Here is a 24626-nt window from a genome sequence, read left to right as displayed (position 1 = left end):
ACTAGGGTATGTGCCCAGAGTCACTCACCGGCATCAGCGCCGGGGGTGGTAGCCCGACGCACACGGAGGTCACCGTGGCACGCCAGTCGCCCCAACGGCCGGACGCCGACGAGCCCGAGCTCGATGACACGACCGGCACCAGCGAGCCGGACGTCATCGAACCGGCCGACTCCGCGCCCGACGTAGCCGCGGCGGAGACCGCGGACCGCGCACTCTGGGACGAGCTGCGGATCGATCCGGTGGAGATCGCCCTGCCGGCCGGCACCGGCTTCACCCTGCGCGCGTACCGGCCGGCCAGCGAGCTGACCCCGACCGACGTGGCCGAGCGCGACGCCGACGATCCCTTCCTCGCCCGCCGGCAGGTCGGCCCGGCCGAGGGCGACGACGAGGAGGAGGGTGACGTCGTCATCCTCGACGAGGAGGTCGCCCGGGAGTTCGCCGAGAGCGAGGACGAGGAGAAGCGGGCGCAGCGCGGCGACGACGCCACCGAAGACGGGAAGGAGGACGCCGAGGAGATCACCGCCGATCAGGCTGGTGACGAGGAAGTGCCGGTCTTCCTGACCCACAAGGGCCGGCTGCTGCTGTTCAAGACGCCCGAGTCACTTGTCAGTTTCGTCCGTTCCGGCGCACCCAACGATCTGTCTCAGCTGGACAGTTGGGGTGAACTGTCCGAACGGGTGGAACCGGCTGACATCGCACCGCTGGACGATGACGTCTACGAACTCGACCTCGTCGTGGAGAACCTCCGCGGCGGGCACGACACCTGGGACCCGACGCTGCTCATCGAGGCCGGCGAGGTCGCCCGCGACCTGGCGTACGCCCTGCGGCTGCCCGCGGTGCTGGACATGCTCTCCGCCGGCTCCAGTCTCGACGACCTGGACGAGGCACTACGGGCGTCGGTCGGCGGCGGCATCGGCGGCTTCATGGGACGGCGTAGGCTGAAGAAAATCGGGGCACAAACCGCAAGTCTGGGTTGGCGGACCATTGTCGGGAAGATCTCTGCGGTCGTGGACTGGCGCGACTGACCCGCACCAGGGAGCATCAGTCTCTGGCAGAGAAAGCCTTGTGTCCCGGGAGGAGGACGACGCCGTGGCGCTCGTGCGCGTGTACTGCGGTCTGACCTCGGTGGACCCGGCCGACCGACCGGTCTCGACCGGATCGGCGCTGACGTCCGCTGTGGTCGACGACGCAGGCCGTCTGCTGCATGTCTGCGAGATCGGCGACGACCCGACGGGCTACGCCCGGCTGGTCACGCTGCTCGTGGAACGCTCAGGCGGGCCGAGCGGTGCGGCGATAGCCGCCGACAGCGACGACCACACCATCACCTCTCTGCTCAGCGCCGCCGGTCGCCCGTTGGCGATCGCCGACGACGACTCGGTCGACGACTTCGCCGAGCGGTTCGCCGACGACGACTCGCTGGAGGAAATGCAGTCGCCGCCGGCCGTCCGGCGCGCCGTCGGACTCGCCCGTGCGTTGCAGGCCGGGGCACTGTCAGCGGTGACCCTGCCGGCCCCTCGTGACCTCGCCGGGTACAAGCAAATCCTCGCCGCACACGCCGCGCTGGCCAGCGGTCGGCACTCCGCCGCGGCCGCGCTGCGCGAGGTGCTCCGCGAGCTCTACCCGGCCGCGTTGCGCGCCTACCCCGACCCGGCCGAGCCGATCCCGCTGGCCGTGCTGGACGCGCTGCCCGAGCCGGGCATGCTTACCGATGCGGCCGGCCGGGGCCGCGACGCCGCGGTCACCGCGGACGCCGTCACCGCTCAACTCGCCGCCGAAGGGGCAGGTGACGCGGAGGCGATCGACGAGGCCGTCACCGCGCTGCGCGTCGCCATCTCCGAGACCCCACGGCGGGCCACCGTCAACCGGGCCCTCACCTCAGCCGCCGCGGAGACCATCCGACAGGCGGTCGCCTCCGTCCGGGCCTGTGACGCCGGCTGCGAGGCGCTCGTCGGTGCCCTGCGTGCCCGCACCGGCGGGCCGACGCCGGCGTCCGGCCGGCGAGCCGCCGCGCGACGCGGCGAACAGGTCGGCGAGCTGTCGGCGAGCACCCCCGGCACCCAGACCGGCCTGCGGTCGGTGCGCCCCAGCGGGCCTGAGCCGGCCGGTGGCCGTCGTAGCCGGCCGGAGCCGGTGCCGGGCAGTGCCCAGCCGGCCTCCCCGCGTCCGCTCGGCCCCCCGCCGGTGGCGCCCGCGCCAGTGACTCCCCCGCCGGTCGCACCCGCGCCGGTGACGCCGGCCGCCGTGGCCGGCCCGCCCGCCTCGCCGTCACGGGCCGAGTCGCACCCCTCTCGGGTGGACGGTCCGGCCAACCGGCCGATCTCCGCGCCGCCTCCGCCGCCGCCCGGCATCACGCCGATCGCACCGGCGCAGCGTGGCTCGATCCCACCCGCCGAAGCGGGCGAGCCGTTCCGGCCGACCCTCACCACGGCGGCGATCAACAATGCGCGCGCCGAGCGCCAGCGCACCGTCATCCCGCCCCGGCCGAAGACGAACGGCGAACCACCGGCACCGGCCGGCGGATTCAGCGCCACCGACCTCAGCGTCCCGGTGCCGGCTCCCCGCCCGGAGCAGGAGAAGAACGCTCCCCCGGGATCCCGCTCGAACTGGCCGCTGGTCAACAACCCGGAGAATCCGGCCGACACCTCGCCGCGCAATCCGGTCGTCGGTTCGTACGACGACCGGGGTCGGCGCAGCGCCCCCGAGCCCCCCACCGACCACGGTGCCGACCGCCGGGTCACCCCGCCGTGGCTCGCCGACGACCTGCCGCCGGAACCGCCCGTGCTGCGACTGGTCGAGCCGCCGCCGCTGGCCGACCGGGCGTTGCGCAACGGGGCCCAGCCGCCGCCGGAGACGCCGCCGCTACGGCTCGTCGACCGCGGCGGCGCCGAACGCGGCAACCGGGGGGCCGAGCGATTGGAGCTTCCACCGGCCCGCCGTTCGGCGGAACCGCCGATCGAGCACCGGCCGCCGCCGGTCCCCGACGAGGGCGACGGCGATCTGCTGATCTTCGCGCAGGCTCGCTCCGCCTGGTTCGTGGGACACGGCGAAGAGGCCGACCTGGACTGGTCGACCACGGCCGACAGCGGATGGCAGGCCGCCGAGCAGGCGGCCCGTCCCGCAGTGGGTGCCGAGACGAACGCAGGGCTACCCAAGCGCGTACCGCAGGCCAACCTGGTGCCCGGCTCGCCGCTGCGGGAGGAGCGTCCGCTGCGGATAGTGCGGGACGCGGCCAGCCTGGCCGAGAACACCACCGGATACTTCCGCGGCTGGCGTCGGGGGCAGGAGATCGGTGGGTTCGCGGTCGGTGGGCGTCCCGGACGGGAGTCGGCCGGCGGCTGGGACTTCAGCCGCGACACCGGTGACCGCGACGACGATCGGGAGTACGAGTACCGCTCCGCCGGCTACCGCTCCTGACCACCGCACCGCATTGCTGTTGGTGGGCTGGTCCAAGGGCGTTCACCTGCGTGTTCCTGCCCACACCCGGATAATTTGACGCCGGGTCGGCAGGGCCGGAAGCATACCCGCGGAACAACCGGCGGCAGGTCGCCGGGCGGGAAGGCGACTCATGGCGACACCGGTAACCGGCCCATCCGTGGTCACTCGACGCGGCGTACTGGCTGCGGCGGCGAGCACGCTGCTGCTGGGCGCCTGCGGGCGCGACGACGGGCGGGAGAACACCGTCGCCCGACCCACTCCCGGCCACGAGTTGGTCGTCGGCGCCACGCTGGAGCTGAGCGGCCCCGGTGCGGCGCTGGGTGTGCTCCAGCAACGGGCCCTGGCCATCAGTGCGGCCGCCCTCAACGAGAAGGGCGTGGCGGTCGGTAACCTCCGCCGGACGGTACGCGTCGAGGTGCTGGACAACCGCAGCGATCCCCGGCTGGCCGCTCGGCAGGCGACCGAACTGGGCCGCCGGGAGGACGTGCACGCCCTGCTCGGAGCCACCCTGGCGGAGACCTCGATGTCGGTCATCGGAGTGGCGCAGAAGCTTCGACTGCCGTTCGTGTCGTTGGCGTTCGGCGACTCCATCGCGGTGCCGCTGGCCCAGCGGGCCTACGTCTACAAGGTCACCCCGGACGCCGGAGACGTGGCGCGGCGGCTCGCCCAGCTGATCAACGCCGAAGGGCTGCGCCGGGTGGTGGTGCTGGCCGAGGAGGGGCTGCACGGCGACTCGGGTGTCCGGGCCATGCGGGGCGCGCTGCGAACCGCAGAGGTCGGCCTGGCCCGCACCGTACGACTGTCGACCGGCAAGGCCGGCATGGCCCGCGCCGCCGAACAGGCCGTCGCGGCCCGCGCGGACGGTGTGGTGGTCTGGGCCACCGCACCAACATCCGGCGCCGCCGCACGGGCACTACGCGCGGCCGGGCATGGCGGTGAGATGTTCTTCGACGCCGGGGCGGTGGCCGAGGAGACTCTGGACGGTCCCAATCTGCCCGCCGTCGAGGGCTCCTACGCGGTCCACCCGTCCTCGCTGGGCGGCTCCACGATCGCCAACAGCAGCGCCGCCGGGCGCGCCTACCGCGACCTCGTCTCGGCGTACATCCGCGCGCACGGCACCTACCGTGGCTTCGCCCCGTACGCCTCGGACGCGCTGCTGCTGATCAGCACGGCGGCCCGGTTGGCCGACAGCGTGGACCGTGGTCGGCTGCGGGCGTACCTGCAGAACCAGGTCACCGATGGTCTGGCGGGGATGTACTCGTTCACGCCCATCCGGCACAGCGGCATGGACCGCCACTCCCTCGGGGTGTACCGCGTCCACGGCGGCGCCTGGAACCGGCTCAGCTGACGACGGTGGGCGCCCTGGGGGCGCCCACCCACGTCATCCGGCCGCCAGCCAGCGCCCGGTGTCGGCGGTGGCCGTCACCGAGCACTGGTGCCGAGCGTCAGGCAGGCGCGACGGCCCGGGAGCGACGCATCGTGAGCACGTACTCGACCAGCGAGATCAGTACGTGCTTCGTCGACTCCCGGTTCCGGGCGTCGCAGGCCACCACCGGCACGTCGCTGGAGATGGCGAGCGCATCCCGGACGTCCTGCGGGTCGTGGTACTGCATCCCGTCGAAGCAGTTGATGGCCACCAGGTAGGGCAGCCGCCGATGCTCGAAGAAATCGATCGCCGCGAAGCAGTCGGCCAGCCGGCGGGTGTCCACCAGCACGACCGCGCCGATCGCTCCCCGCACCAGCTCATCCCACATGAACCAGAAACGGGTCTGACCCGGCGTACCGAACAGGTACAGGATCAGGTCACGATCGATCGAGATGCGGCCGAAGTCCATGGCCACCGTGGTCGTCGTCTTGCCCGGCACCTGCCGGGTGTCGTCGACGCCGACTCCGGCGGAGGTCATGATGGCCTCGGTGGTCAGCGGCGTGATCTCCGAGACCGAGCCGACCAGCGTCGTTTTGCCGACGCCGAATCCACCGGCGATAACGATCTTCGCCGACGTCACGCGCCCGCTCGGGGCCGGCGGCCGGTGCGACATGTCAGAGCCTGCGAAGTCCACTCAGCACCCTCTCCAGCAGTTCAGTGCCCACCGCGTCGTCCGAGTCGTCCAGGATGGTCGGCTCGTGGACCGCGACCAGGCCGTCCGTCGCCATGTCGGCGATGAGCACCCGGGCCACGCCGAGCGGAAGCTGCATCCGCGCCGCGATCTCCGCGAGCGATTGCACGCGTCCGTCACACAGCGCGGCGATGTACTGGTGCTCACGGCCTTGGCCACCATTGCCAGTGGCAGCGGCCCGACCGCGCACCGTCGTCTCGACAAGCGCCTCCAGGGCGATGTCGAGGCGGGGACGGGTACGACCGCGGGTCACGGCGTATGGACGGACCAGCGCGCCGGTCGGCTCGTCACGATCAGCCATGTTGCCGCTCACCTCCTTCGTACCCGGCACCGGTTGGACCGGTGCTACCCGTCGTATGCAATGTTGTCGCCCCGCCTGCCCCCACCGGCCGGCGCGACGATCAGCCCATCATCCCCACAGCCGTGCGCGGCTGCGGGGTCAGGGCGTCGCCCACCCGGTCAACGAGCAGGGCCATTTCGTAACCAACCTGTCCCACGTCGCAACTACGCGCGGCGAGTACCGCGAACGACGAGCCGTCGGAAATCGACATCAGGAACAGGAAGCCATTGTCCATCTCGACCACGGTCTGGAGCACGGCGCCTCCCTCGAAGCAGCGGGCCGCGCCCTGGGTCAGGCTGACCAGGCCGGAGGCGATCGCCGCCAGCTGGTCCGCCCGGTCCCGGGGGAGGTCTCGGGACGACGCCAGGAGCAGGCCGTCCGCAGAGACGGCGACCGCATGCGCGACACCGGGCACCCGATCGGCGAAGTTGGCCAGCAGCCAACCGAGATCCTGCGTACTAGTCATCCTTCTTGCTCCTTCTGCCCGCTCCCGGCCACCGGGCCAGAGCCAGACTGCGAGGATTGCTGCCCGCCCGGAGTTCCGTCCGGGCCGGTCGGGTTGCTGTCCGAGGGGTGACTACGTCCCCGTTGGACACCCCGGTGGTAGGCGGAAAGTAGACCGCGTACCGATTCCGGGTTACGCCGCTGCACCGAGGTGGTGGGCTTCTCCACCGCCCCCGGCACGAGCTGTGCCATCGGCGTACGCTTCGGCAGCCCGGTCTCGGTGGTGCCAGCCGCCGGTGCCTGGCTGGCGGCGGTGGCCGCCCGCCAACCGTCGTCGGCCGCGGTCCGCCAGATGTTCTCCTGTGGTGTCGGGCGGTGCGCGGGTGCGCTGTCGGCAGCGCCGGGCCGGGGCCCGCCACTCGCTGCCGCGCCGTTCCCGCCGGATGCGCCCGCCCCCGTCGGAGTCTGTGCCATCGGTGCGTTACCTGTCGTCCCGGTCTGGGTCTGCTGGGCCGGTCGATTGACGACGTCGACCGTGGAGAGCTGCTGGGTCGTCGCACCGGCCGTGGCCGACTTACGCGCGCCCGCCGACTCCTCCGGACCCGGCCGACGGGTACGGAACCACGCCGACTCCAGCTCCCGGAAGATCGGCAGCTCCATCGTCTCGTCGGCGTACCGCTGCCGGTTCTGGGCCTGCGGCGGCGTGGGTGTGGTCGGCTGGTTCTGCACGGGAGCGGGTCGCGCGGCCGGGGCCTGACGCTGCACCCGGGGCAGTTCGGTGGTCATGTCCAGGGCGGCGGCCAGCCGCTCGGGCACGGGCGGGGCCGCCGGCTCCCCGGCGACCGGCGGCCAGGCCGGGGGCGCCGAGGGCGCACCGGCGCCGGGTGCCGCCGAGACCGGCCGCTGCGGCAGCGAACCACCGGGCGGAGTCGAGACGGGTGAGCCGGAGACGGGCGAGGCCGACACGGGGTGACCGGAGACCGGAGCCGCCGAGACCGGCGGGGCCGAGTACGGCGTACCGGAGACCGGGGGCGACGACACCGGGGGCACCGGCGGAGCCGACACCGCCGGTGGGGCGTACGGACCGGTCTCGGGGCTGCTCGGCAGCTGGCGCGGGATGGCGGGTGGCTGACCGCTCGGCTCGTCGGTGGACCGGCGCTGCGGCAGCGGATCGATCGGGTGACCGTTCGAGCCGAGTGGGGCGAAGCCGTTGCCGTTGCCACCGCTGGTGCCGCTGGCACCGGTCAGGTCCGACCAGGCGGGCAGGTTGCCGCCGCTGCCCACGGTGGTCGGCGTCCCGGAGCCGTTACGACTGGCCGGGTCGAAGGGCCGACCGCCGAGGGTCACCTGGTTACCCGAGCTGCCCGGGGTATGCGCGGCGGGCGGGGCCGGCGGGTGCGCGCCGTTGCCGAGCGCGGCCAGCGCACCGAACGCCGGGGCCGGCCCGGACGAGGGGCCGGCGGCGGCCGGCAGCGCGGGGGGCTGCTGCCCTCGGCCGGACAGTGCCCGAGGCACCAGCACGGTGGGCGGCAGCGTGACCTCGGCGACGGTGCCCCGGTCGCCGCCCGGCCGCAGCTCGACCTTGACGCCGTGCCGGGAGGCCAGACGAGCGACCACGACCAGGCCCATCATCCGGGAGACGGCGACGTCCACCTGCGGCGGCGTGGCCAGCCGCTCGTTCAGGTCGGTCAACTGTTCGCCGCTGATGCCGATACCGCGGTCCTCGACGTACAGCGAGGCACGGTCACCGACCCGGCGAGCCTCCACCAGCACCTGGGAATCCGGCGGGGAGAAGGCGGTCGCGTTGTCGAACAGCTCGGCGACGAGGTGGACGAGATCGTTGACCGCGTGCGCGGCGACCTCGATGTCCCGGTCGATCACCCCGAACTCGATCCGGGTGTAGTGCTCGACCTCGGACTGGGCGGCCCGCAGCACGTCGATCAGTGCGGCCGGCTCGCGCTGCACACGGGTCGAGTCGGCACCGGCGAGGACCAGCAGGTTCTCGTCGTTGCGGCGCATCCGGGTGGCGAGGTGGTCCAGCTGGAACAGCTCCGCCAGCCGGTCCGGGTCCTCCTCGCCTCGCTCCAGCCGGTCGAGGTGGCCGATCAGCCGGTCGACCAGGATCTGGGACCGGCGGGCCAGGTTGACGAACATCGTCGCGACCGACGACCGCAGCGCGGCCTGCTCGGCCGCGGTACGGACGGCCTCCAGGTGGACCGCGTTGAACGCCTCGGTCACCTGACCGAACTCGTCCTTGCTGCGTACCGGCAGCGGTTCGGCGATCTGGTTGGCCAGCTGTACCGGCGAGAGCTGCCCGGTGACCTGCGGGTCGCGCAGCCGGGCGACGGCCTGGGGCAGCCCGTACTGGGCGATGGAGAGCGCACCCTGACGCAGCTCACGCAGCGAGCGGGCCATCGAGCGGGCCACCAGGAACGCCAGGAAGATGGCCAGCAGCAGCATCGTGAGCAGCAGGCCGGTCTCCAGGAACACCGTGCGCTGCACCTCGGAGCGCAGCTCGCCGGCCTGCTCCACCACGTCGGCGTCGAACTTCGACTCGACCGAGCGGATCAGCTGGCCGTTGGCGACAAGCGCTTCGTCCCACTGCTCGGGCGTGAACGAGATGCCGGCGAGGTTCTGGGAGTTGTCGGCGTTGACCTGGCTGATGTAGATCGTCGCCTGCCGGCGGTCGCCGCCGCCGATGGTCTGGGCGTGGAACTCCGCCTCCGCCTCGGTGGCCACCGCGTCGAAGCTCTGCTGCGCCTGCTGCTGACCGGTCTCACTGGAGATGTAGTCGGTCCGCACGGTCGAACTCATGCCGCCCAGGATCAGCGCGCGGTGCACGACCACCCGGCGGACGGAGAGCCATTCCTTCTCCCGGGCCACCGCGGCCGCGGCCCGCATCCGGTCACTCAGGTCGTTGTCACCGGCCAGCTGGCTGGCCGAGTCCCGGACGGTGAGCAGCTGATTGATCAGCTCGTCATAGGACTGGAGCGCGTCGGTGATCCGGAACTTGCCGTTCAGTACCTGGCTGCGGGCGCCCGGCAGGTCACCGAGGCCCTGATCGATCTGGCCGAGCAGCCCGTTCAGGCTGACGGGCAGATCACTGAGGTCGGACCGCTGCTGCGAGTAGGGGGCCTTGCCCTGGTCGACGCGCGCCGAGACCTCGTTGTAGCGGGTGGACGCCGCCTCCTTCTGCGCCGCAGTGGCCTTCTCCGGGTCCAGGCCCAGCAGCAGCACCGCCGCGGTCCGCTCGTCCTGAAGGCCGTCCACCAGATCACCGGAGTGATCGATGAGTTCGGCGAGGTCGCCGGCCCGGTTGGCGTCGTCGAGCGCATCCAGGTGGTCGATCAGACCGCTGGTACCCACGACGACCGTGGCGATGGTCGGCACGATCATGATGAGACCGAGCTTGGACCAGATCGGCATGTCGCGGAGCCGACCTGCCGGCCGGCGTAGACGCGACAGGAGAGAACCTGCCGTCTTCGGCCGTTTGCTCACGTCACCGCCCTCGTGATTGCAGCGTCCGCGTTGCCCCCGGACAACGCCCAGCAGCCGACCCGGCGGGTCGGACCATCCGAGATTCCATCACGCCGCCACGGAAAGAGAAAGCCCAGGTTGGCCGCAGCCGGAGGTGTGATGAGATGTTGATGCAATTTGATCGCGGTCCGTCTGTTCGGAGTTACTTGAAGTAATGAGCAACCCGCACCGAGTCGTCCTCCTGGCCGGCCCTTCCGGCTCCGGAAAGTCGTATATAGCGCAGCAAACCGGGCTGCCAGTGCTCTGTTTGGACGATTTCTACAAGGACGGCGATGACCCAACGTTACCGAGACGGAACGGTCAGATCGATTGGGAGTCGCCCGATTCGTGGGACGCCGAGGCGGCGGTGGAGGTTATTGACCAATTGGTCCGACACGGCCGGGCGGACGTTCCGGTGTATGCCATCAATGAGGACCGACGGGTGGCCACTCGGCGCTTCGAGCTGGCCAGTTCGCCACTTTTCGTAGCCGAAGGGATCTTCGCCGCCGAGATCGTCGGGGAGTGCCGGCGACGCGGCCTCCTCGCCGGGGCGTACGCCCTGCGTCGGCCGCGCAGCGCGACCTTCCTCCGTCGGCTGTCCCGGGACCTCGCCGAGCAGCGCAAGGGCCCACGGGTCCTGCTGCTGCGCGGCCTGGCGCTGCTGCGCGCCGAGCCGGCCGTGCTGCGCCGCCAGACCGGGCTCGGTGCGGAGGCCGCCCGTGGTCGGGACGTGCTGCGCCGGGTGGCCGGTCTGCTCGCCGCCGGCCATCCACCCCAGATCGGCTGACCGCCGGCCGGGCGTCGGTCAGCCCAGCAGCTTCGCGTACGCCGGTTTGATCACCTCGTCGATGATCCGGAGCCGCTCGTCGAAGGGGATGAACGCGGACTTCATCGCATTGATCGTGAACCACTGAAGCTCGCGCCAGCCGTAGCCGAACGCGTCGACAAGCAGCGCCATCTCCCGGGACATCGAGGTGCCGCTCATCAACCGGTTGTCGGTGTTGACGGTCACCCGGAAACGCAGGTCCCGCAGCAGCCCGATCGGATGCTCCGCGATGGACGCGGCGGCGCCGGTCTGCACGTTCGAGGACGGGCACAGCTCCAGCGGGATCCGCTTGTCCCGCACGTACGCGGCCAACCGGCCGAGCTGGGGCTGCGGGCCGGGGGTGATGTCGTCGACGATGCGGACTCCGTGGCCGAGGCGGTCGGCGCCGCACCACTGGATCGCCTGCCAGATGGAGGGCAGCCCGAACGCCTCACCGGCGTGGATGGTGAAGTGGAAGTTCTCCCGCTGGAGGTATTCGAAGGCGTCCAGGTGACGGGTGGGCGGAAAACCCGCCTCCGCACCGGCGATGTCGAAGCCCACCACACCGTGGTCGCGGTGCCGTACGGCCAACTCGGCGATCTCCTGTGAACGGGCCGCGTGCCGCATCGCGGTGAGCAGCGTGCCCACCCGGATCGGCGTGCCGGCCTCGGCCGCGAGCGTGCTGCCCTCCACGAAGCCGGCCAGCACCGCCTCGACCACCTCGTCGAGGGTCAGGTCCTGCTCCAGGTGCTGCTCCGGGGCGAACCGGACCTCGGCGTAGACCACCCCGTCGGCAGCCAGGTCAAGGGCACACTCCCGGGCCACCCGGCGCAGCGCGGAGGCGGTCTGCATCACGGCGACGGTGTGCGCGAAGGTCTCCAGGTAGCGCTCCAGGGAGCCGGAGTCGGCCGCCGCCACGAACCAGCGCCCCAGCTCCGCCGGGTCGGTGGTGGGCAGTTCATGACCGATCTCCGCGGCCAGGTCGACGATCGTCGCGGGGCGCAGGCCACCGTCCAGGTGATCGTGCAACAACGCCTTCGGCGCCCTGACGATGTCCTCGTACCCGATATCCGTGCTCATCGCCCCTCGCCCCGCTCACAGCCCATGCTCCCGACCCTAGTCCGCTCGTCCGGCCCGGCGCCCGCGCAGGGCGTGTGTCGAAGACCTCCGCCGGCCAGGACGGCTCCGACACACCCCTAGACTCGACGCGTGAGACAGCCGTGATGGATTCCTGCGTCCTGGCGCGGCTGCGTTGCCCCGTCTGCCAGGACCCGCTCGCCGAGGTCGTTACGGGTGGATCCCGGGCGTTGCGGTGCCCGCGCCGGCACAGCTTCGACATCGCCCGGCAGGGCTACGTCAACCTGCTCACCGGCCGCACGTCGCACAGCGGCGACACCGCCGAGATGGTCGCCGCCCGGGCGGATTTCCTGTCCGCCGGTCACTACGACGTCATCTCCACCGCCCTCGCCGCCGCCGCCGACGCCGCCCTCGCCACCCCCCACCCGACTGTCCCTGGCGCGTACCCGCTGGTGGTGGACGCGGGCGCGGGCACCGGCCGGCACCTCGCCGCGGTGCTGGCGGCGGTGCCCGCAGCCGCCGGTCTCGCGCTGGACATTTCCAAACCCGCGCTGCGTCGAGCCGCCCGCGCCCACCCGCGGGTCACCGCCGCGCTGGCCGACACCTGGCAGCGACTACCGCTGGCGGACGCCTCGACGGCGCTGGTGCTGAACGTCTTCGCACCCCGAAACGGCGCCGAGTTCCGCCGGGTTCTCGCCCCGGGCGGGCGGCTGCTGGTGGTGACCCCGGCCACCGACCACCTCACCGAACTGGTCGCGGCACTCGGCCTGCTGCGAGTCGACCCGGCGAAGGCGGACCGGGTGGCGGCCAGCCTGGCCGGACACTTCACCGAGGAGTCGACCACCGTGCACCGGCAGGAGCTGACGCTGTCCGGCCCGGAGGTGGCCACCCTGGTCGGCATGGGTCCGAGCGCCTGGCACACGGACCCGGCGGGACTGACCGCCCGGATCGACGCCCTCGGCGAGCCGGTCCGGGTGACCGTCGCGGTGCGGCTCGGGACGTACCGGGCTTAGGTGGAGAGGTCGACCTCTTCCCAGCCGGGCGGCTCGTCGTGGTACGGCCCGCGCAGGATCACCGCCCACTCCAGCGCCCACCGCCGCTGACCGATCGCATTGGCGTCCACCAGCCCCGGCAGGCTCCGGCCGGCGCGGCTCACCTCCAGGTACGACCAGTCCAGGCAGTAGTGCAGGTCGAGCAGGGCAGCCGCATCCGCCGGATGCTGCGGCGCGGCCAGGATCCGGGACCGCCACTGCCGGAAGGTCTCCCCCTCGACGATGTGCGGCAGCCGCTCCAGCAGCCGGTCCTCGGCCGGCATGCTGGGGTCCAGCTGCTTGGTCAGGCCGAGCACCCAGGCCAGCGAGAACAGGGCGTCATGGTGCAGCACGAACGAGCGGTGGTCGCCCTTGGCCCCGGTGACGAAATGGAACTCCGGCGGAGTGACCATCTCCACCAGATGCGAGGCGAGCAGCCAGCTCATCGCGGCCTGGGGCGGCATGCCGAAGCACCGAGCCAGGATCAGGTGCAGCACCGCGATCCGCGCCTCGATCTCCGCCGTCGGCCGCAGCTCGATGTCATCGCCCGGCTCCCAGACCAGCGGAAACTGCGGCGGCGGCAGCGGCAGCCGCAACCGGGACAGCTCGTCCAGGCTCGCCTCACGCACCTCGCGGGGGTCGGGGGCAGGCACGATCACGGCAACATCCCTGTCTGATCACGACGTCTCGGCGCCGACGGTCCCCCCTGGCCTGCGAGAATAGCGGCCCTCACGCTCCGACACCATGGCCCGGACCAGGGTTTCGTCACTCGACGCGTTCGATCACCAGCGGCGTCGCGGCGGGTGGCCGGGCGGCGACGGTCACCGCCCGGGCGGCCTCCGCCAACGCCGCCGGGATCAGCTCCGCCCGTTCGGCCCGCAGCTCGTAGAGGGGTTCTCCGGCGCGTACCGGGTCGCCGGGACGCTTGTGCAGCAGCACCCCGGCCGGCACGCTGACCGGGTCCTCCTTACGCGCCCGACCCGCGCCGAGCCGCCACGCAGCCACCCCCATGGCGTACGCGTCGACCGTCGCGACGTGACCGTCCGTGTCGGCGCGGACCACCTCGACCTCGGGCGCCTCGGGCATCGGGGCGTCCGGGTCGCCGCCCTGTGCCAGGATCATCGACCGCCAGGCGTCCATCGCCCGCCCGTCGCGAAGAGCGGCAGCGGGGTCGGCATCGGGCAGCCCGGCCGCGTCGAGCATCTCCCGGGCCAGCGCCAGGGTCAGTTCCACCACGTCGGCCGGCCCGCCACCGGCGAGCACCTCCACCGACTCGGTCACCTCGATGCCGTTGCCGATCGCCCGGCCGAGCGGGGTGGACATGTCGGTGAGCAGGGCCACGGTCTTCACACCGTGCGCGCCGCCCAGTTCCACCATGGTGCGGGCCAGTTCCCGGGCATCGTCGACCGACTTCATGAACGCGCCGGAGCCCACCTTCACGTCCAGCACCAGGGCACCGGTTCCCTCGGCGATCTTCTTGCTCATGATGGAGCTGGCGATCAGCGGAATGGCCTCGACGGTGCCGGTGACGTCACGCAGCGCGTACAGCTTGCGGTCGGCCGGTGCGAGCCCGGAGCCGGCAGCGCAGATCACCGCGCCGACGTCACGCAGCTGGGCGGTGAACTCCTCGTTGCTCAGCGCCGCCCGCCAGCCCGGGATCGACTCCAGCTTGTCCAGCGTGCCGCCGGTGTGGCCGAGACCGCGCCCGGACAGCTGCGGAACCGCCGCTCCGCAGGCTGCGACCAGCGGGGTGAGCGGCAGGGTGATCTTGTCGCCGACCCCACCCGTCGAGTGTTTGTCGACGGTCGGCCGGGCCACCGAGGACAGGTCGAGCCGTTCGCCGCTGGCGATCATCGCGGCCGTCCAGCGGGCGATCTCCGGGCCGGTCATCCCGTTCAACAGAATCGCCATGGCCAGCGCCGACATCTGCTCGTCGGCCACCACCCCCCGGGTGTACGCGTCCACAACCCAGTCGATCTGCCCGTCCGACAACACCCCCCCGTCCCGCTTCACCCGAATAACATCAACCGCCGCAAACCCACTCATCAAAAGATCATCCCTAGTCGTCTGCAATGCAAGGTCGTACGTCGCGCCCATCCCACCGTGACCGTCGCGCGGCCGGTGACCACGACGGGCCGGGGCCGACCGTGCCCGGCGGAGGGATCAAGCCTGACCGCCCGGAGCCGGGTACGGTCGGCCCCGGCCCCAAGCGCAACCAACGACAAGATCAACCCCAGCGAACCGGAATCTCCGTAGGCGGCTCACCCTCACCGGCCCAGAAGATCGTGCCGGACGCGTCGACCACCACGACCCGGGGCGTACGCGCCAACCCCCAGCCGATCGCCTCCGCCGGGTCGTCCCAGCTCGGGCCCTCCTCAAGCACCCCGGTCTCGGCGCCCGCGTCGTCACCGGCCGAGCGCTCCCAGTAGGCCGTCCAGACCTGCTGGCCGGCAGAGAGGTCGGGGTGCACGAAGACGGTGCCCCGGCCGCGCCAGGCGGCCAACCGGTCGGGTACCACCGGCACCGGCCGCTCCCCGGTGACCGCCTCGATGTCGGCCACGTCGAAGGCGTGCGGCAGCAGTTCGGCCATCCGCAGCGGGCCACCCTTGGCCTCGACGAGACATTCCGGCCCGCCCTGCTCCCAGAGCAACTGCCGGCAACGCCCGCACGGCATCAGCGGTTCGCCGGTGGCGTCGACGCAGGACAGTGCGACGATCCGACCGCCGCCGGTGGCGTGCAGCGAGGAGACCACCCCGCACTCGGCGCAGAGCACCACGCCGTACGCCGCGTTCTCGACGTTGCAGCCGACCACGACCCGGCCGTCGTCGACAAGCGCCGCGGCACCGACCGGAAACTTCGAGTACGGCACGTACGCGTGCCGCATCACCTCGGTGGCGGCGGCGCGCAGCCGCTCCCAGTCGATTTCCATGGTCCGCTCCCTGGGTCAGCCCTTGATGTACGGCTTGCCGTCGGCGGCCGGTGCCCGTACCCGACCGACCAGCCCGGCCACGGCCAGGATCGTCGCCAGGTAGGGCAGCATGGCCAGGAACTGGCCGGGGATCACACTGTTGATCGCGCCGAGGTAGGTGGCCAGCTGGTCGGCGAACCCGAAGAAGAGCGCGGCGAGCAGGGCACCGGTCGGGCTCCACCGGCCGAAGATCAGTGCCGCCAGGGCGATGAAGCCCTTGCCGCCGATCATGTTCTTGGTGAACGAGAAGAGCGCCAGCGTGTAGGAGGCGCCACCGATGCCGGCGACCGCACCGGCCATGATCACGTTGCGGTAGCGCAGTCCGAGCACCCGCACGCCCAGGGTGTCGGCCGCGGTCGGGTGCTCACCGACCGACCTGGTCCGCAGACCCCACCGGGTACGGAACAGCGCGATGTGGATCACGAGCACCAGCAGCAGGGCGAGGTAGAGGAAGATGTTGCCCCGGAACAGTGCCGGCCCGAGCAGCGGGATGTCCGACAGCAGCGGGATCTCCCAGTTGCTGAACCGCGGTGCGCTGTTGTAGCGGGCGGCGTCGGTCTGCATCAGCCGCTCGTAGAGGAAGCCGGTGATGCCGACCGCCAGCAGGTTCAGCACGATGCCCATGACCACCTGGTCGACCAGGTAGCGGATGCTGAACACGGCCAGCAGCAGCGAGATGAGCGATCCGCCGATGGCGGCGGCGATGAGTCCCACCCAGACGCTGCCCGAGATGCTGCCGAACAGCGCGCCGCTGAAGGCGCCCATCAGCAGTTGCCCCTCGATGGCGACGTTTACCACGCCGGAGCGCTCACAGAGCACGCCGGCCAGCGCTCCGAAGATCAGCGGCAGGGCGAGCAGAAAGGTGCCCCGCACGATGTTTACCAGCGGCATGAAGTTCTGCCCGGTCGGTGCGGCGGAGACCTGCCAGCACAGGAACGACAGCACGAAGGCGACCAGGCCGACGGCGAGTACCGGGACGAACCAGCGCTTCGGCAGGCCGGCGAGCATCGCGCCACCGGCGGCGAGCGCGATCACGCCGAAGACGATCGCGCCGACGGTGCCGTCGACCTCCAGCGCGGCGCCGGCGGCGTCCTCGCTGAGCGTGAAGCGGGCCTGCTCGCCGGTGGCGAGCGCGCCGAACAGCACGGTGGCCAGCAGGCCGAGGGCCAGCAGCACCAGGCCGACCTTGCGGTTACGGGTCCAGAAGCCCTCGTCGACCGCCGCGACCGCGACGTCGGGAACAGCCGTGGTGGACATGCCTCACCAGCCCTTCGCGAGGCTCGTCTGCAACCGGGCGGCCCGCGCGGCCCGGAGCTGGAAGATCGCCTTCACCAGTGCCGGCGCGGCGATGAAGATGACGATCAGGGCCTGAAGCACGGTGACCAGCTCCAGCGAGATCCCCGAGTACGACTGCATCCGGTTGCCGCCGGCCTGCAACGCGCCGAACAGCAGCGCGGCCAGCGCCACCCCCCACGGTTTCACCCGGCCGAGCAGGGCGACCAGGATGCCGTCGAAACCGATCTGGGCGACCACCAGGGGGGTCAGGGCTGCGGCGGTGGTGCCGAGCACCATCTGCGAGCCGCCGAGGCCGGCCAGCGCCCCGGCGAAGACCATGACCAACACGTACGTCCGGGTGACGCTGATGCCGGCGGTGCGGGCGGCGTCCGGGTTGGCGCCCACCGCCCGCAGCTCGAAGCCGAGCGTGGAGCGGTTGAGCAGCCAGGCGACCGCCCAGGTGGCCAGCACGGCCAGGATGATGCCGGCGTGGGCGCGCAGCCCGTCACCGAAGAGTCGCGGCAGTTGGGCGGAGGCGTCCACCGGCCGGCTGATCGCGTCGGTGCGGTTCGGGTCCTGCACCCCGTTCTGCACGATCAGCCAGGTGAGGAAGTAGACCGCGATGTAGTTGAGCATGATCGTGTTGATCACCTCGTGGGCGCCGGTCCGTGCCTTGAGGATGCCCGGGATGAAGCCCCAGATGGCCCCGCCGATCGCGCCGGCCAGGACGGCGACCAGCAGGTGCAGCCCGGGCGGCAGCGGCAGCAGGAAGCCGGCCAGCGCGGCCAGGATGACGCCCATCGTCGCCTGTCCCTGCGCGCCGATGTTGAACAGGCCGCCGCGGAACGCCAGGGCCACCGACAGACCGGTGAAGACCAGCGGTGCGGTGTAGGTGAGGGTCTCCGAGATGGGGCTCAACGCCGCGTTGAAGCTGTTCGCGGCCGGGTCGAAGACCGAACCCTTGAACAGGTTCGCGTACGCCTCACTGACAAGTGTCCAACTGGCGTTTATCGCGTCCGACGGGCGGGCGGTGATGTAGCTGTAGGTGTCCAGCACCTCCGGGTCGGAAATGATCATCAGGACGGCGCCGACGACCATCGCCAGGACCAGCGACAGCAGGGTCACCGTGAAGGTGTTGGCGGCCCACAGGTTCTCCACGAAGAGCCGCCCCAGCGTTGGGCGCTGCCCGGGCCCGCCGGGTGTGGTGGCCGCCTCGGCGCGTTCGGTGTTACCGAGCGCGGTCCGGGTGGCCTGGTCCTCACTCGCCGGTTCCTTGTCCGGGGAACCCGGCTGGGCGTTGGGGTCACTCATGCCGGCAACTCCGCTCCGCTCCGTGCCGCCGCAGGGCCGCCGTGCCTGATGGTTCGCTCGCTCATCGGTCCTTCTCGTCCTCGCTACCTGGACCCTCGGGGGCAGGTGCCACGCCGTCGGTGGTGGCGGCCACGTCCCGGTCGGTGGTTGCCGGGGTACCGGCGTCGGACACGACGTCCGCGTCGGTGGTGGCCACCACGTCCGGGTCGGTGGTCGCGGTCGGCGCGGACCCGTCCTGCGGGGAACCACCCGTCGCGTCCGGGGTGATGCCGGCCATCAGCAGGCCGATCTCCTCGCGGGGGGTGTCCGGCCCCACCACGCCGATGATCCGCCCGCGATACATCACCGCGATCCGGTCGGCCAGCCCGATCACCTCGTCGAGTTCGCTGGAGACCACAAGCACGGCGGTGCCGGCGTCGCGCTCGTGGACGACCCGGCTGTGGATGAACTCGATCGAGCCGACGTCCACCCCCCGGGTCGGCTGGGCGGCGATGAACAGCTTCAGCGGTCGGGACAGCTCCCGAGCCACGATCACCTTCTGCTGGTTGCCGCCGGAGAGGGTACCGACCGGCGCATCGGCCGACGAGGTACGTACGTCGAACTGCTCGATCCGTTCCCGCGCCGACCTGTTGATCTCGTCCGGCCGCAGGGACAGGCCCCGGCCGAAGGGCGGCCGGTCGTACATGTCCAGCACCAGGTTCTCGGCGACGGTGAACTCCTTGACCAGGCCGTCGACGCTGCGGTCCTCCGGCACGTAGCCGACGCCCGCCCGGAGCACCTTCTTGGTCGACCAGCCGTCGACCCGCTGCCCGGCCAAAGTGATCGTGCCGGCGAGCACCGGGCGCAGCCCCATGATCGCTTCGATCAGCTCGGTCTGTCCGTTGCCCTGCACACCCGCGACACCGAGCACCTCGCCCGCGCGTACGGTCAGGTCGACGCCGTCCACGGCCCGGACCTGACGGTCGTCGTCGACGACCAGGCCGGAAAGCTCCAGGACGGGCTCGCCCGGGGTGGCCGGGGTCTTGTCCACGGTGAGCCGGACGGTGCGGCCGACCATCAGCGCGGCCAACTCGTCCCGGCTGGCCTCGGGCGAGGCAGTACCCACGGTCTTCCCGCGCCGGATCACCGTGATCCGGTCGGCGATCGCCTTGACCTCGCCGAGCTTGTGGGTGATGAAGACGATCGACTTGCCGGCCGCCTTGAGCGACCGCATCACGGTGAGCAGTTCCTCGGTCTCCTGCGGGGTGAGCACGGCGGTTGGCTCGTCCAGGATGAGCAGGTCGACGTCCCGGGTGAGCGCCTTGACGATCTCCACCCGCTGCTGGACGCCGACCGGCAGGTCCTCGATCACCGCGTCCGGGTCGACCCGCAGGTTGTACCGCTCGGAGACCTCGGCGACCTCGCGTCGGGCGCGGCGCCGGTCCAGGAACCCGGTGATGCCGCCGCGCACCTGCTCGGCGCCGAGCATGATGTTCTCGGTGACGGTGAAGACGGGCACCAGCATGAAGTGCTGGTGCACCATGCCGATGCCGGCCGCGATCGCGTCGGAGGGGCCGCGCAGCCTCAGCGGCTTGCCGTCGACCAGGATCTCGCCCTCGTCGGGCTGGTAGAGCCCGTACAACACGTTCATCAGGGTCGACTTGCCCGCGCCGTTCTCGCCGAGCAGGGCGTGGATCTCTCCAGGCTCCACCGTCAGGTCGATGTGGTCGTTGGCGACCAGATCACCGAACCGCTTGGTGATGCCGCGCAGTTCGAGTCTCAGCGCAACCTCCTGGAGTGCGAAGCGATGGTGCAGCGTAGCTGCTGGCGAGCGGGCCCGGCGTCGGCCGGACCGGTGGCGCGGACCGGCCGCTGCGGCACGGCGGGTCTCCCCCGTGCCGCAGCGGCCGGATCAGGTGTGGCTCTGCTCGCCGGCCGCCCCCGGTGATCGTCTCACCGGGGGCGGCCGGCGACGGGTCACTTCGGCTGGGCGGCCGACTCGACCTTGACGGTGCCGGCGGCGATGTCCGCCTTCAGCTTGTCGACCTCGGCCTTCAGCTCGGCCGGGACCTTGCTGTCGAAGTCGTGGTACGGGGCGATCGAAACGCCGTCGTTGGCCAGGGTGCCGATGAAGCCCGGGTCCGCCTGGAGTTGCTCGCCACCAGCGGCCTTGAGCACGGCCTCCTTGACCGCGCCCGGGATGTTCTTCACCACGGTGGTGATGATCGCCGGGCAGTTCGGGGTGCTCTCACAGCCGTCGACGTCCACCCAGATGGTGTTGTACTTGCCACCCGAGGCCTGGGCCGCACCGGTGGTGCCGAGGCCGGCGCCGCCGGCCACCGGCATGATGATGTCCGCGCCCTGGGCGACAAGCGCGTCGCTTACCTTCTTGCCCTCGTCCTGCTTGACGAAGTCGTTGGTGAAGGAGCCGTTCTGGGTCTCCTTGTTCCACCCGAGGACCTGGACGTTCTTGCCCTTGGCCTCGTTGTAGTAGGCGACCCCGTCGGCGTAACCGTCCATGAAGATGGTCACCGGCGGGATCTTCAGGCCGCCGTAGGTGCCGACCTTGCCGCTCTCGGTCATGCCGGCGGCGACGTAGCCGGCCAGGAAGCCGGCCTGGGCGGTGTCGAACTGCATCGGGTAGACGTTGGAAACGCCCGGGTCGGCGTCGACGATGCCGAACTGCTGGTCCGGGTTCGCCTCAGCGATCGCCTTGGTCGCGTCGCCCATCAAGCCACCGACCGCCAGGATGAAGTCGCAGTCCTGGTTGACGTACTGGGTCAGGTTCGGCTCGTAGTCCGCCTCGGCCTTGGAGGCGACGTACTTGATGTCGATGTTGTCGTTCTCCGCCTTCGCGTCCTCCAGGCCCTTCCAGGCGGAGGCGTTGAACGACTTGTCGTCGATGCCGCCGACGTCGGTGACCATACAGGCGGTGTACTTCTCGCCGCCGGAGCCGGCGTTGTTGTCCTCATCCGGAGCCTCGCCACAGGCGGCGGCGCTCAGTACGAGCCCACCCGCCGCGATGATCGAGGCGATCCGCATCCCACGCACCGAGCGCAAGACGTCTCCTTCCCATTGCACACCGCGTGGTACGCGGTGGCAGCCCTTGAGCCGGCCTGCGCCTTGCCGCCGGCGTCCCACGTTACGGGAGCAGAGCGTACGCCCGCGCCCACCTGCCGACCGACAATCGTGCAGGACTGTTGGAGCCCTGTTACCCCTACGTAATGCTTGGGTGGGGCACATCACTCAGGGTGCCGGCAGGCGGGCGCACTCGCGTCGGAAAAGCCCCTTTTTTTCCCCGCTCGGCGCGGTGGTCGCCGGCTATCGCCAGAAGACCGCCACGGCCGCGTTGAGCAGGGTCAATCCCACGACGGCGAGGAAGTGCCCCCGGTTGACCTCGGCCCGCTTACGGGAGAAGAAGACCATGACGAAGATCAGCAGGGCGAGCACCAGCTTTGTCACAAGCTTCGCGGGTGCCGGCTCGTCGCCGTCGCGCAGTGGCGCGCTCAGGCCGATGCCGGTCAGCAACTGGATCACCGAACCCCACAGCATGGCGGCGTTGATCCGGATCTTGCCACTGAGATACTGCGCGATCGCGCCGCCGAGCAGCAACGCGAACCCGATCAGATGGACGTAGAGGAGGATGAGTCGAAGTGCTTCCACCCGACCCATCCTGCCCTATCAACGACGGTTCGTAGTAGAGGCATCCGGGTGAATCCGGGAGGCCGCCAGCACCAACGCCAGCCCGACCACCGCGTAGCCGGCCAGCACGACGATCGGGCGACCGGCGCCGGCGCCGTCGAAGAACGCGACCGAGCGCAGCAGTGTGCCGCCGGCGCCCACCGGCAGCCACTGGCCGAGCGCGCCCCACGGCTGGGGCAGCAACTCCGGCGCGGCCCCGACCGCGGAGAGCGGGTTGCCGATCAGGAAGACCAGCAGCGCGCCCAGCCCGATGCCGGGTCGTCCGAGGAGCGCGCCGAGGCCGGCCACGACGGCCGACGCGGCCAGGGCGAACAGGCCGATGGCGGCGCCCTCGGCGAGCCAGTCCCCGGCGATGACGCCCAGCCAGCCGTGCAGGACCACCACGCCCATCAGACCCGCCAGTACGCCGGTCGCCGCCAGCCCGACCAGGCGTGCCAGGCCGCCGGCAACCAGCAGCACGAGCAACGCACCGGCGAGCAGGCTCGTCATTGCCAGGGGCAGGAAACCGGCGGCGAACCCCGCACCCCGGGGATCGTCGGGGGTGGTCGGCACCACCTCGACCACGGCGACCGGCCGCCCTCCGCCCAACTGGCCGGCCGCCTCGGTGAGCAGGGCGGCAACCGTGGGACTGGCGGCCGACGCGGTGTGCAGGGCGACGCCGTCGGCTCCGATCACGAACGCGCCGTAGACCTCCCGGTCGCGCAGCGCCCGGTCGGCCGCCTCCGCGTCGGGCAGCGTGGTCAGCGAGAAGGCTCCGGGACGCGCGGCGGCGAGCCGCCTGACCGTCTCGGCCGCGGCGGGCGCCGGGCCGGCGACGGCGACCGGCAGGTCACGCGGGGCCAGGTTCGCCGCCGGAGCCGCGAACAGGGGTACGAGCAGCGCCTGCCCGGTGACCGCGAGGGCGGCGACGAGGACGGCTAGCAGCAGGGGTGACCGGTTCCTGGTCGACATCGCTCCACTCTCCCAAAAACGAACGCTCGTTCTTTATTGACCCCAGGCTCCTCCCGCTCATCGATTCCTGTCAAGAACGAACGCTCGTTCTACGATGTAACCCGTGCCACGTGTCTCGGAGGAACACCTCGCCGCCCGCCGCCGCCAGATCGTCGACGCGGCGCGCCGTTGCTTCCTGCGCGAGGGTTTCCACCGCACGACGATGCAGGACGTGATCGCCGAGGCCGGGCTCTCGGTCGGCGCGGTCTACCGCTACTTCCCGAGCAAGGCGTCCCTGATCAGCGCCATCGCCGAGGAGACCATCGGCGGCGCCGAACAGGTCCTCGACGAGTTGGCCCGGCAGGATCCACCGCTGCCCCTGGACAAGGCGCTGGAGTACGCGCTGGCCTACATGGAGAACCAGGCCGGCGACGAGGGGATGCTGCGGATCGCGATCCAGGTGTGGGGCGAGGCGCAACGGGACCCGGCACTGGGCGAGTTCGCAGCGAGCAGGTACACCAAGCTTCGCGGTCACTTCGAGGTGCTGGTCAGAAGGGCACAGGAAGCCGGCGAGCTACCCGCCGACGCCGACCCGGCGGCCGTGGCCGCGGCCCTGTTCGGCCTCTTGCCGGGCTGGTTCCTGCAACGCATCATCACCGGCGGTCCCGATGTGGCGACCTACCTCTCCGGCGTCCGCGTCCTGTTCGGCCGGCAACGCTGACCACCACCGTCGACGCGGGCGGGCGCAGTTGACGGCGCCCACCCGCGCCCCGGCTGATCAGCCCTTCGTGCCGCCGGCGGTCAGGCCGGAGACCAGGTGCTTCTGGGCGAAGAAGAAGACCAGTCCGGCCGGCAGGGTGACCAGCACGGCCGCGGCGGTCAGGTACTCCCACTGCGGATTGAACTGCGGCACGAACTGCTGGAGCCCGTACGCGAGGGTGAACTTGTTGTCGGTCTGGATGAAGGCCGACGCGTACGCCACCTCACCCCACGCGGTGAGGAATGTGTAGAAGGCGGTGACCGCCACGGCCGGGCGGGCCAGCGGCAGCACCACCCGCCAGAACGTGGCGAACGGGCCAGCCCCGTCCAGCGCCGCCGCCTCGTCCAGCGAGGTCGGGATGGAGTCGAAGTAGCCCTTCAACATCCAGGCGCAGAACGGCACCGCGATGGTCAGGTACGCGATGATCAGCGCAGGCATCGTGTTGATCAGCCCCAGCCGGGCCATGATCGTGTAGATCGGGACGATCAGGATGGCCACCGGGAACATCTGGGTGACCAGGAAGACCATCATCAGCGGCCGACGGCCCGGAAAGTTGAACCGGGACACCGCGTACCCGGTGGTGGCCGACAGGAAGATGCCGATGCTCATGGTGAAGGCCGCGACGATCACCGAGTTCAGGAACCACCTGGGGAAGCTCGTCTCGGTCAGCACGTAGCTGTAGTTGGCCAGCGTGGTGTCCCGGAACAGGGTCAGCTCGCTGCTCTGGATCGCGTACCCGGGCTTCAGCGAGGAGAGCAACACCCAGACGATCGGGCCGATCGCGATCAACGAGGCCAGCATCAGGGTGCCGTGCAGCAGGACGGACCGCGCCCGGCTGCGCCCGCCGCGTCCGGGCCGTTTCGCCGCGCGGGTGCCGGCCAACGCCGGGCCTGCCGCCGCCGGGGCCGCCGGCGGTGGCGACGTCACCTGGCTCAT

21 protein-coding genes are annotated in these 24626 nt (G+C 71.3%); 6 read left to right on the top strand and 15 right to left on the bottom strand.

The window, feature by feature from the left end; genetic code table 11:
* Positions 1 to 8: 8 nt before the first annotated feature.
* The 3 genes from ACFY2A_RS09820 to ACFY2A_RS09810 all read left to right on the top strand — a co-directional run bounded on the left by ACFY2A_RS09820 (position 9) and on the right by ACFY2A_RS09810 (position 4783).
* On the top strand, positions 9 to 1025 hold the full coding sequence (locus ACFY2A_RS09820) for a DNA primase (protein ID WP_363923831.1): 1017 nt from the start codon (positions 9 to 11) through the stop codon (positions 1023 to 1025).
* 40 nt (positions 1026 to 1065) lie between these two features.
* Positions 1066 to 3414, top strand: coding sequence for a transposase (locus tag ACFY2A_RS09815; RefSeq protein WP_387170314.1), 2349 nt, complete (start codon positions 1066 to 1068; stop codon positions 3412 to 3414).
* A 151-nt stretch (positions 3415 to 3565) separates the two neighbouring features.
* The gene (locus ACFY2A_RS09810; protein ID WP_387170313.1) at positions 3566 to 4783 is read left to right on the top strand and encodes an ABC transporter substrate-binding protein; all 1218 of its coding nucleotides are present in this window, start codon (positions 3566 to 3568) and stop codon (positions 4781 to 4783) included.
* A 97-nt stretch (positions 4784 to 4880) separates the two neighbouring features.
* On the opposite strand, the gene ACFY2A_RS09805 is transcribed toward ACFY2A_RS09810, so the two are convergent.
* From ACFY2A_RS09805 to ACFY2A_RS09790, 4 genes are all read right to left on the bottom strand, one after another.
* Complete coding sequence (locus tag ACFY2A_RS09805; RefSeq protein WP_091260490.1) at positions 4881 to 5474, bottom strand: ATP/GTP-binding protein; 594 nt, start codon at positions 5472 to 5474, stop codon at positions 4881 to 4883.
* 1 nt (position 5475) lies between these two features.
* Positions 5476 to 5853: a DUF742 domain-containing protein gene (locus ACFY2A_RS09800; RefSeq protein WP_091634396.1), complete on the bottom strand. Its 378-nt coding sequence runs from the start codon at positions 5851 to 5853 to the stop codon at positions 5476 to 5478.
* Positions 5854 to 5953: 100 nt separating this feature from the next.
* Entirely contained in the window at positions 5954 to 6358 is a 405-nt protein-coding gene (locus ACFY2A_RS09795; protein WP_013731521.1) for a roadblock/LC7 domain-containing protein, read from the bottom strand.
* Complete coding sequence (locus tag ACFY2A_RS09790; RefSeq protein ID WP_387170310.1) at positions 6355 to 9834, bottom strand: nitrate- and nitrite sensing domain-containing protein; 3480 nt, start codon at positions 9832 to 9834, stop codon at positions 6355 to 6357. The genes ACFY2A_RS09795 and ACFY2A_RS09790 overlap by 4 nt, the downstream gene beginning before the upstream one ends.
* A gap of 460 nt (positions 9835 to 10294) precedes the next feature.
* On the opposite strand from ACFY2A_RS09790, the gene ACFY2A_RS09785 reads away from it, so the two are divergent.
* Entirely contained in the window at positions 10295 to 10639 is a 345-nt protein-coding gene (locus tag ACFY2A_RS09785; RefSeq protein ID WP_387170308.1) for a hypothetical protein, read from the top strand.
* 18 nt (positions 10640 to 10657) lie between these two features.
* Here the strand turns inward: ACFY2A_RS09785 and ACFY2A_RS09780 are convergent, their stop codons facing one another.
* Positions 10658 to 11737, bottom strand: a complete 1080-nt coding sequence (locus ACFY2A_RS09780; RefSeq protein ID WP_363923837.1) for an adenosine deaminase — start codon at positions 11735 to 11737, stop codon at positions 10658 to 10660.
* A 143-nt stretch (positions 11738 to 11880) separates the two neighbouring features.
* Between ACFY2A_RS09780 and ACFY2A_RS09775 the strand changes: the two genes are divergently transcribed.
* Positions 11881 to 12747 (top strand): putative RNA methyltransferase, encoded by an 867-nt coding sequence (locus tag ACFY2A_RS09775; RefSeq protein WP_387170306.1) that lies wholly within the window; start codon positions 11881 to 11883, stop codon positions 12745 to 12747.
* Here the strand turns inward: ACFY2A_RS09775 and ACFY2A_RS09770 are convergent.
* From ACFY2A_RS09770 to ACFY2A_RS09730, 9 genes are all read right to left on the bottom strand, one after another.
* Entirely contained in the window at positions 12744 to 13424 is a 681-nt protein-coding gene (locus ACFY2A_RS09770; protein WP_387170304.1) for a DUF4272 domain-containing protein, read from the bottom strand. The two genes, ACFY2A_RS09775 and ACFY2A_RS09770, sit on opposite strands and share 4 nt — an antisense overlap.
* Before the next feature lie 106 nt (positions 13425 to 13530).
* A complete protein-coding gene (locus ACFY2A_RS09765; protein WP_387170302.1) occupies positions 13531 to 14811 on the bottom strand; it encodes a thymidine phosphorylase in 1281 nt (426 codons plus the stop codon).
* Between the two features lie 181 nt (positions 14812 to 14992).
* Entirely contained in the window at positions 14993 to 15694 is a 702-nt protein-coding gene (locus ACFY2A_RS09760; RefSeq protein ID WP_387170300.1) for a cytidine deaminase, read from the bottom strand.
* A 15-nt stretch (positions 15695 to 15709) separates the two neighbouring features.
* Positions 15710 to 16990 (bottom strand): ABC transporter permease, encoded by a 1281-nt coding sequence (locus tag ACFY2A_RS09755; protein ID WP_363923842.1) that lies wholly within the window; start codon positions 16988 to 16990, stop codon positions 15710 to 15712.
* A 3-nt stretch (positions 16991 to 16993) separates the two neighbouring features.
* Positions 16994 to 18319, bottom strand: a complete 1326-nt coding sequence (locus tag ACFY2A_RS09750) for an ABC transporter permease (RefSeq protein ID WP_387170298.1) — start codon at positions 18317 to 18319, stop codon at positions 16994 to 16996.
* Positions 18320 to 18380: 61 nt separating this feature from the next.
* Entirely contained in the window at positions 18381 to 20021 is a 1641-nt protein-coding gene (locus ACFY2A_RS09745; RefSeq protein WP_387170718.1) for an ABC transporter ATP-binding protein, read from the bottom strand.
* 254 nt (positions 20022 to 20275) lie between these two features.
* Complete coding sequence (locus ACFY2A_RS09740; RefSeq protein ID WP_387170716.1) at positions 20276 to 21340, bottom strand: BMP family protein; 1065 nt, start codon at positions 21338 to 21340, stop codon at positions 20276 to 20278.
* Positions 21341 to 21619: 279 nt separating this feature from the next.
* Positions 21620 to 21961 carry a hypothetical protein gene (locus ACFY2A_RS09735; protein WP_363923845.1) on the bottom strand — a complete coding sequence of 114 codons (342 nt, stop codon included), beginning with the start codon at positions 21959 to 21961 and terminating at the stop codon, positions 21620 to 21622.
* An 18-nt stretch (positions 21962 to 21979) separates the two neighbouring features.
* On the bottom strand, positions 21980 to 22951 hold the full coding sequence (locus ACFY2A_RS09730) for a hypothetical protein (protein WP_387170296.1): 972 nt from the start codon (positions 22949 to 22951) through the stop codon (positions 21980 to 21982).
* 103 nt (positions 22952 to 23054) lie between these two features.
* On the opposite strand from ACFY2A_RS09730, the gene ACFY2A_RS09725 reads away from it, so the two are divergent.
* Complete coding sequence (locus tag ACFY2A_RS09725) at positions 23055 to 23651, top strand: TetR/AcrR family transcriptional regulator (RefSeq protein ID WP_363923847.1); 597 nt, start codon at positions 23055 to 23057, stop codon at positions 23649 to 23651.
* Positions 23652 to 23708: 57 nt separating this feature from the next.
* Here the strand turns inward: ACFY2A_RS09725 and ACFY2A_RS09720 are convergent, their stop codons facing one another.
* Complete coding sequence (locus ACFY2A_RS09720; RefSeq protein WP_387170294.1) at positions 23709 to 24626, bottom strand: sugar ABC transporter permease; 918 nt, start codon at positions 24624 to 24626, stop codon at positions 23709 to 23711.

The sequence above is a fragment of the Micromonospora sp. NPDC000442 genome (genome assembly GCF_042898635.1).
Taxonomy (GTDB): Bacteria; Actinomycetota; Actinomycetes; order Mycobacteriales; family Micromonosporaceae; genus Micromonospora.
The sequence above is the reverse complement of the archived record's forward strand: the minus strand, read 5'-3'. Positions and strand labels throughout refer to the sequence as shown.

Excerpts from the sequence above, each read along its gene's own strand:
- ACFY2A_RS09820 (WP_363923831.1), top strand. The coding sequence starts at position 9 with ATGTGCCCAGAGTCACTCACCGGCATCAGCGCCGGGGGTGGTAGCCCG.
- ACFY2A_RS09810 (WP_387170313.1), top strand. The coding sequence starts at position 3,566 with ATGGCGACACCGGTAACCGGCCCATCCGTGGTCACTCGACGCGGCGTA.
- ACFY2A_RS09805 (WP_091260490.1), bottom strand. The coding sequence starts at position 5,474 with ATGTCGCACCGGCCGCCGGCCCCGAGCGGGCGCGTGACGTCGGCGAAG.
- ACFY2A_RS09800 (WP_091634396.1), bottom strand. The coding sequence starts at position 5,853 with ATGGCTGATCGTGACGAGCCGACCGGCGCGCTGGTCCGTCCATACGCC.
- ACFY2A_RS09795 (WP_013731521.1), bottom strand. The coding sequence starts at position 6,358 with ATGACTAGTACGCAGGATCTCGGTTGGCTGCTGGCCAACTTCGCCGAT.
- ACFY2A_RS09780 (WP_363923837.1), bottom strand. The coding sequence starts at position 11,737 with ATGAGCACGGATATCGGGTACGAGGACATCGTCAGGGCGCCGAAGGCG.
- ACFY2A_RS09775 (WP_387170306.1), top strand. The coding sequence starts at position 11,881 with ATGGATTCCTGCGTCCTGGCGCGGCTGCGTTGCCCCGTCTGCCAGGAC.
- ACFY2A_RS09765 (WP_387170302.1), bottom strand. The coding sequence starts at position 14,811 with ATGAGTGGGTTTGCGGCGGTTGATGTTATTCGGGTGAAGCGGGACGGG.
- ACFY2A_RS09760 (WP_387170300.1), bottom strand. The coding sequence starts at position 15,694 with ATGGAAATCGACTGGGAGCGGCTGCGCGCCGCCGCCACCGAGGTGATG.
- ACFY2A_RS09755 (WP_363923842.1), bottom strand. The coding sequence starts at position 16,990 with ATGTCCACCACGGCTGTTCCCGACGTCGCGGTCGCGGCGGTCGACGAG.
- ACFY2A_RS09750 (WP_387170298.1), bottom strand. The coding sequence starts at position 18,319 with ATGAGTGACCCCAACGCCCAGCCGGGTTCCCCGGACAAGGAACCGGCG.
- ACFY2A_RS09740 (WP_387170716.1), bottom strand. The coding sequence starts at position 21,340 with ATGCGGATCGCCTCGATCATCGCGGCGGGTGGGCTCGTACTGAGCGCC.
- ACFY2A_RS09730 (WP_387170296.1), bottom strand. The coding sequence starts at position 22,951 with ATGTCGACCAGGAACCGGTCACCCCTGCTGCTAGCCGTCCTCGTCGCC.
- ACFY2A_RS09720 (WP_387170294.1), bottom strand. The coding sequence starts at position 24,626 with ATGAGCCAGGTGACGTCGCCACCGCCGGCGGCCCCGGCGGCGGCAGGC.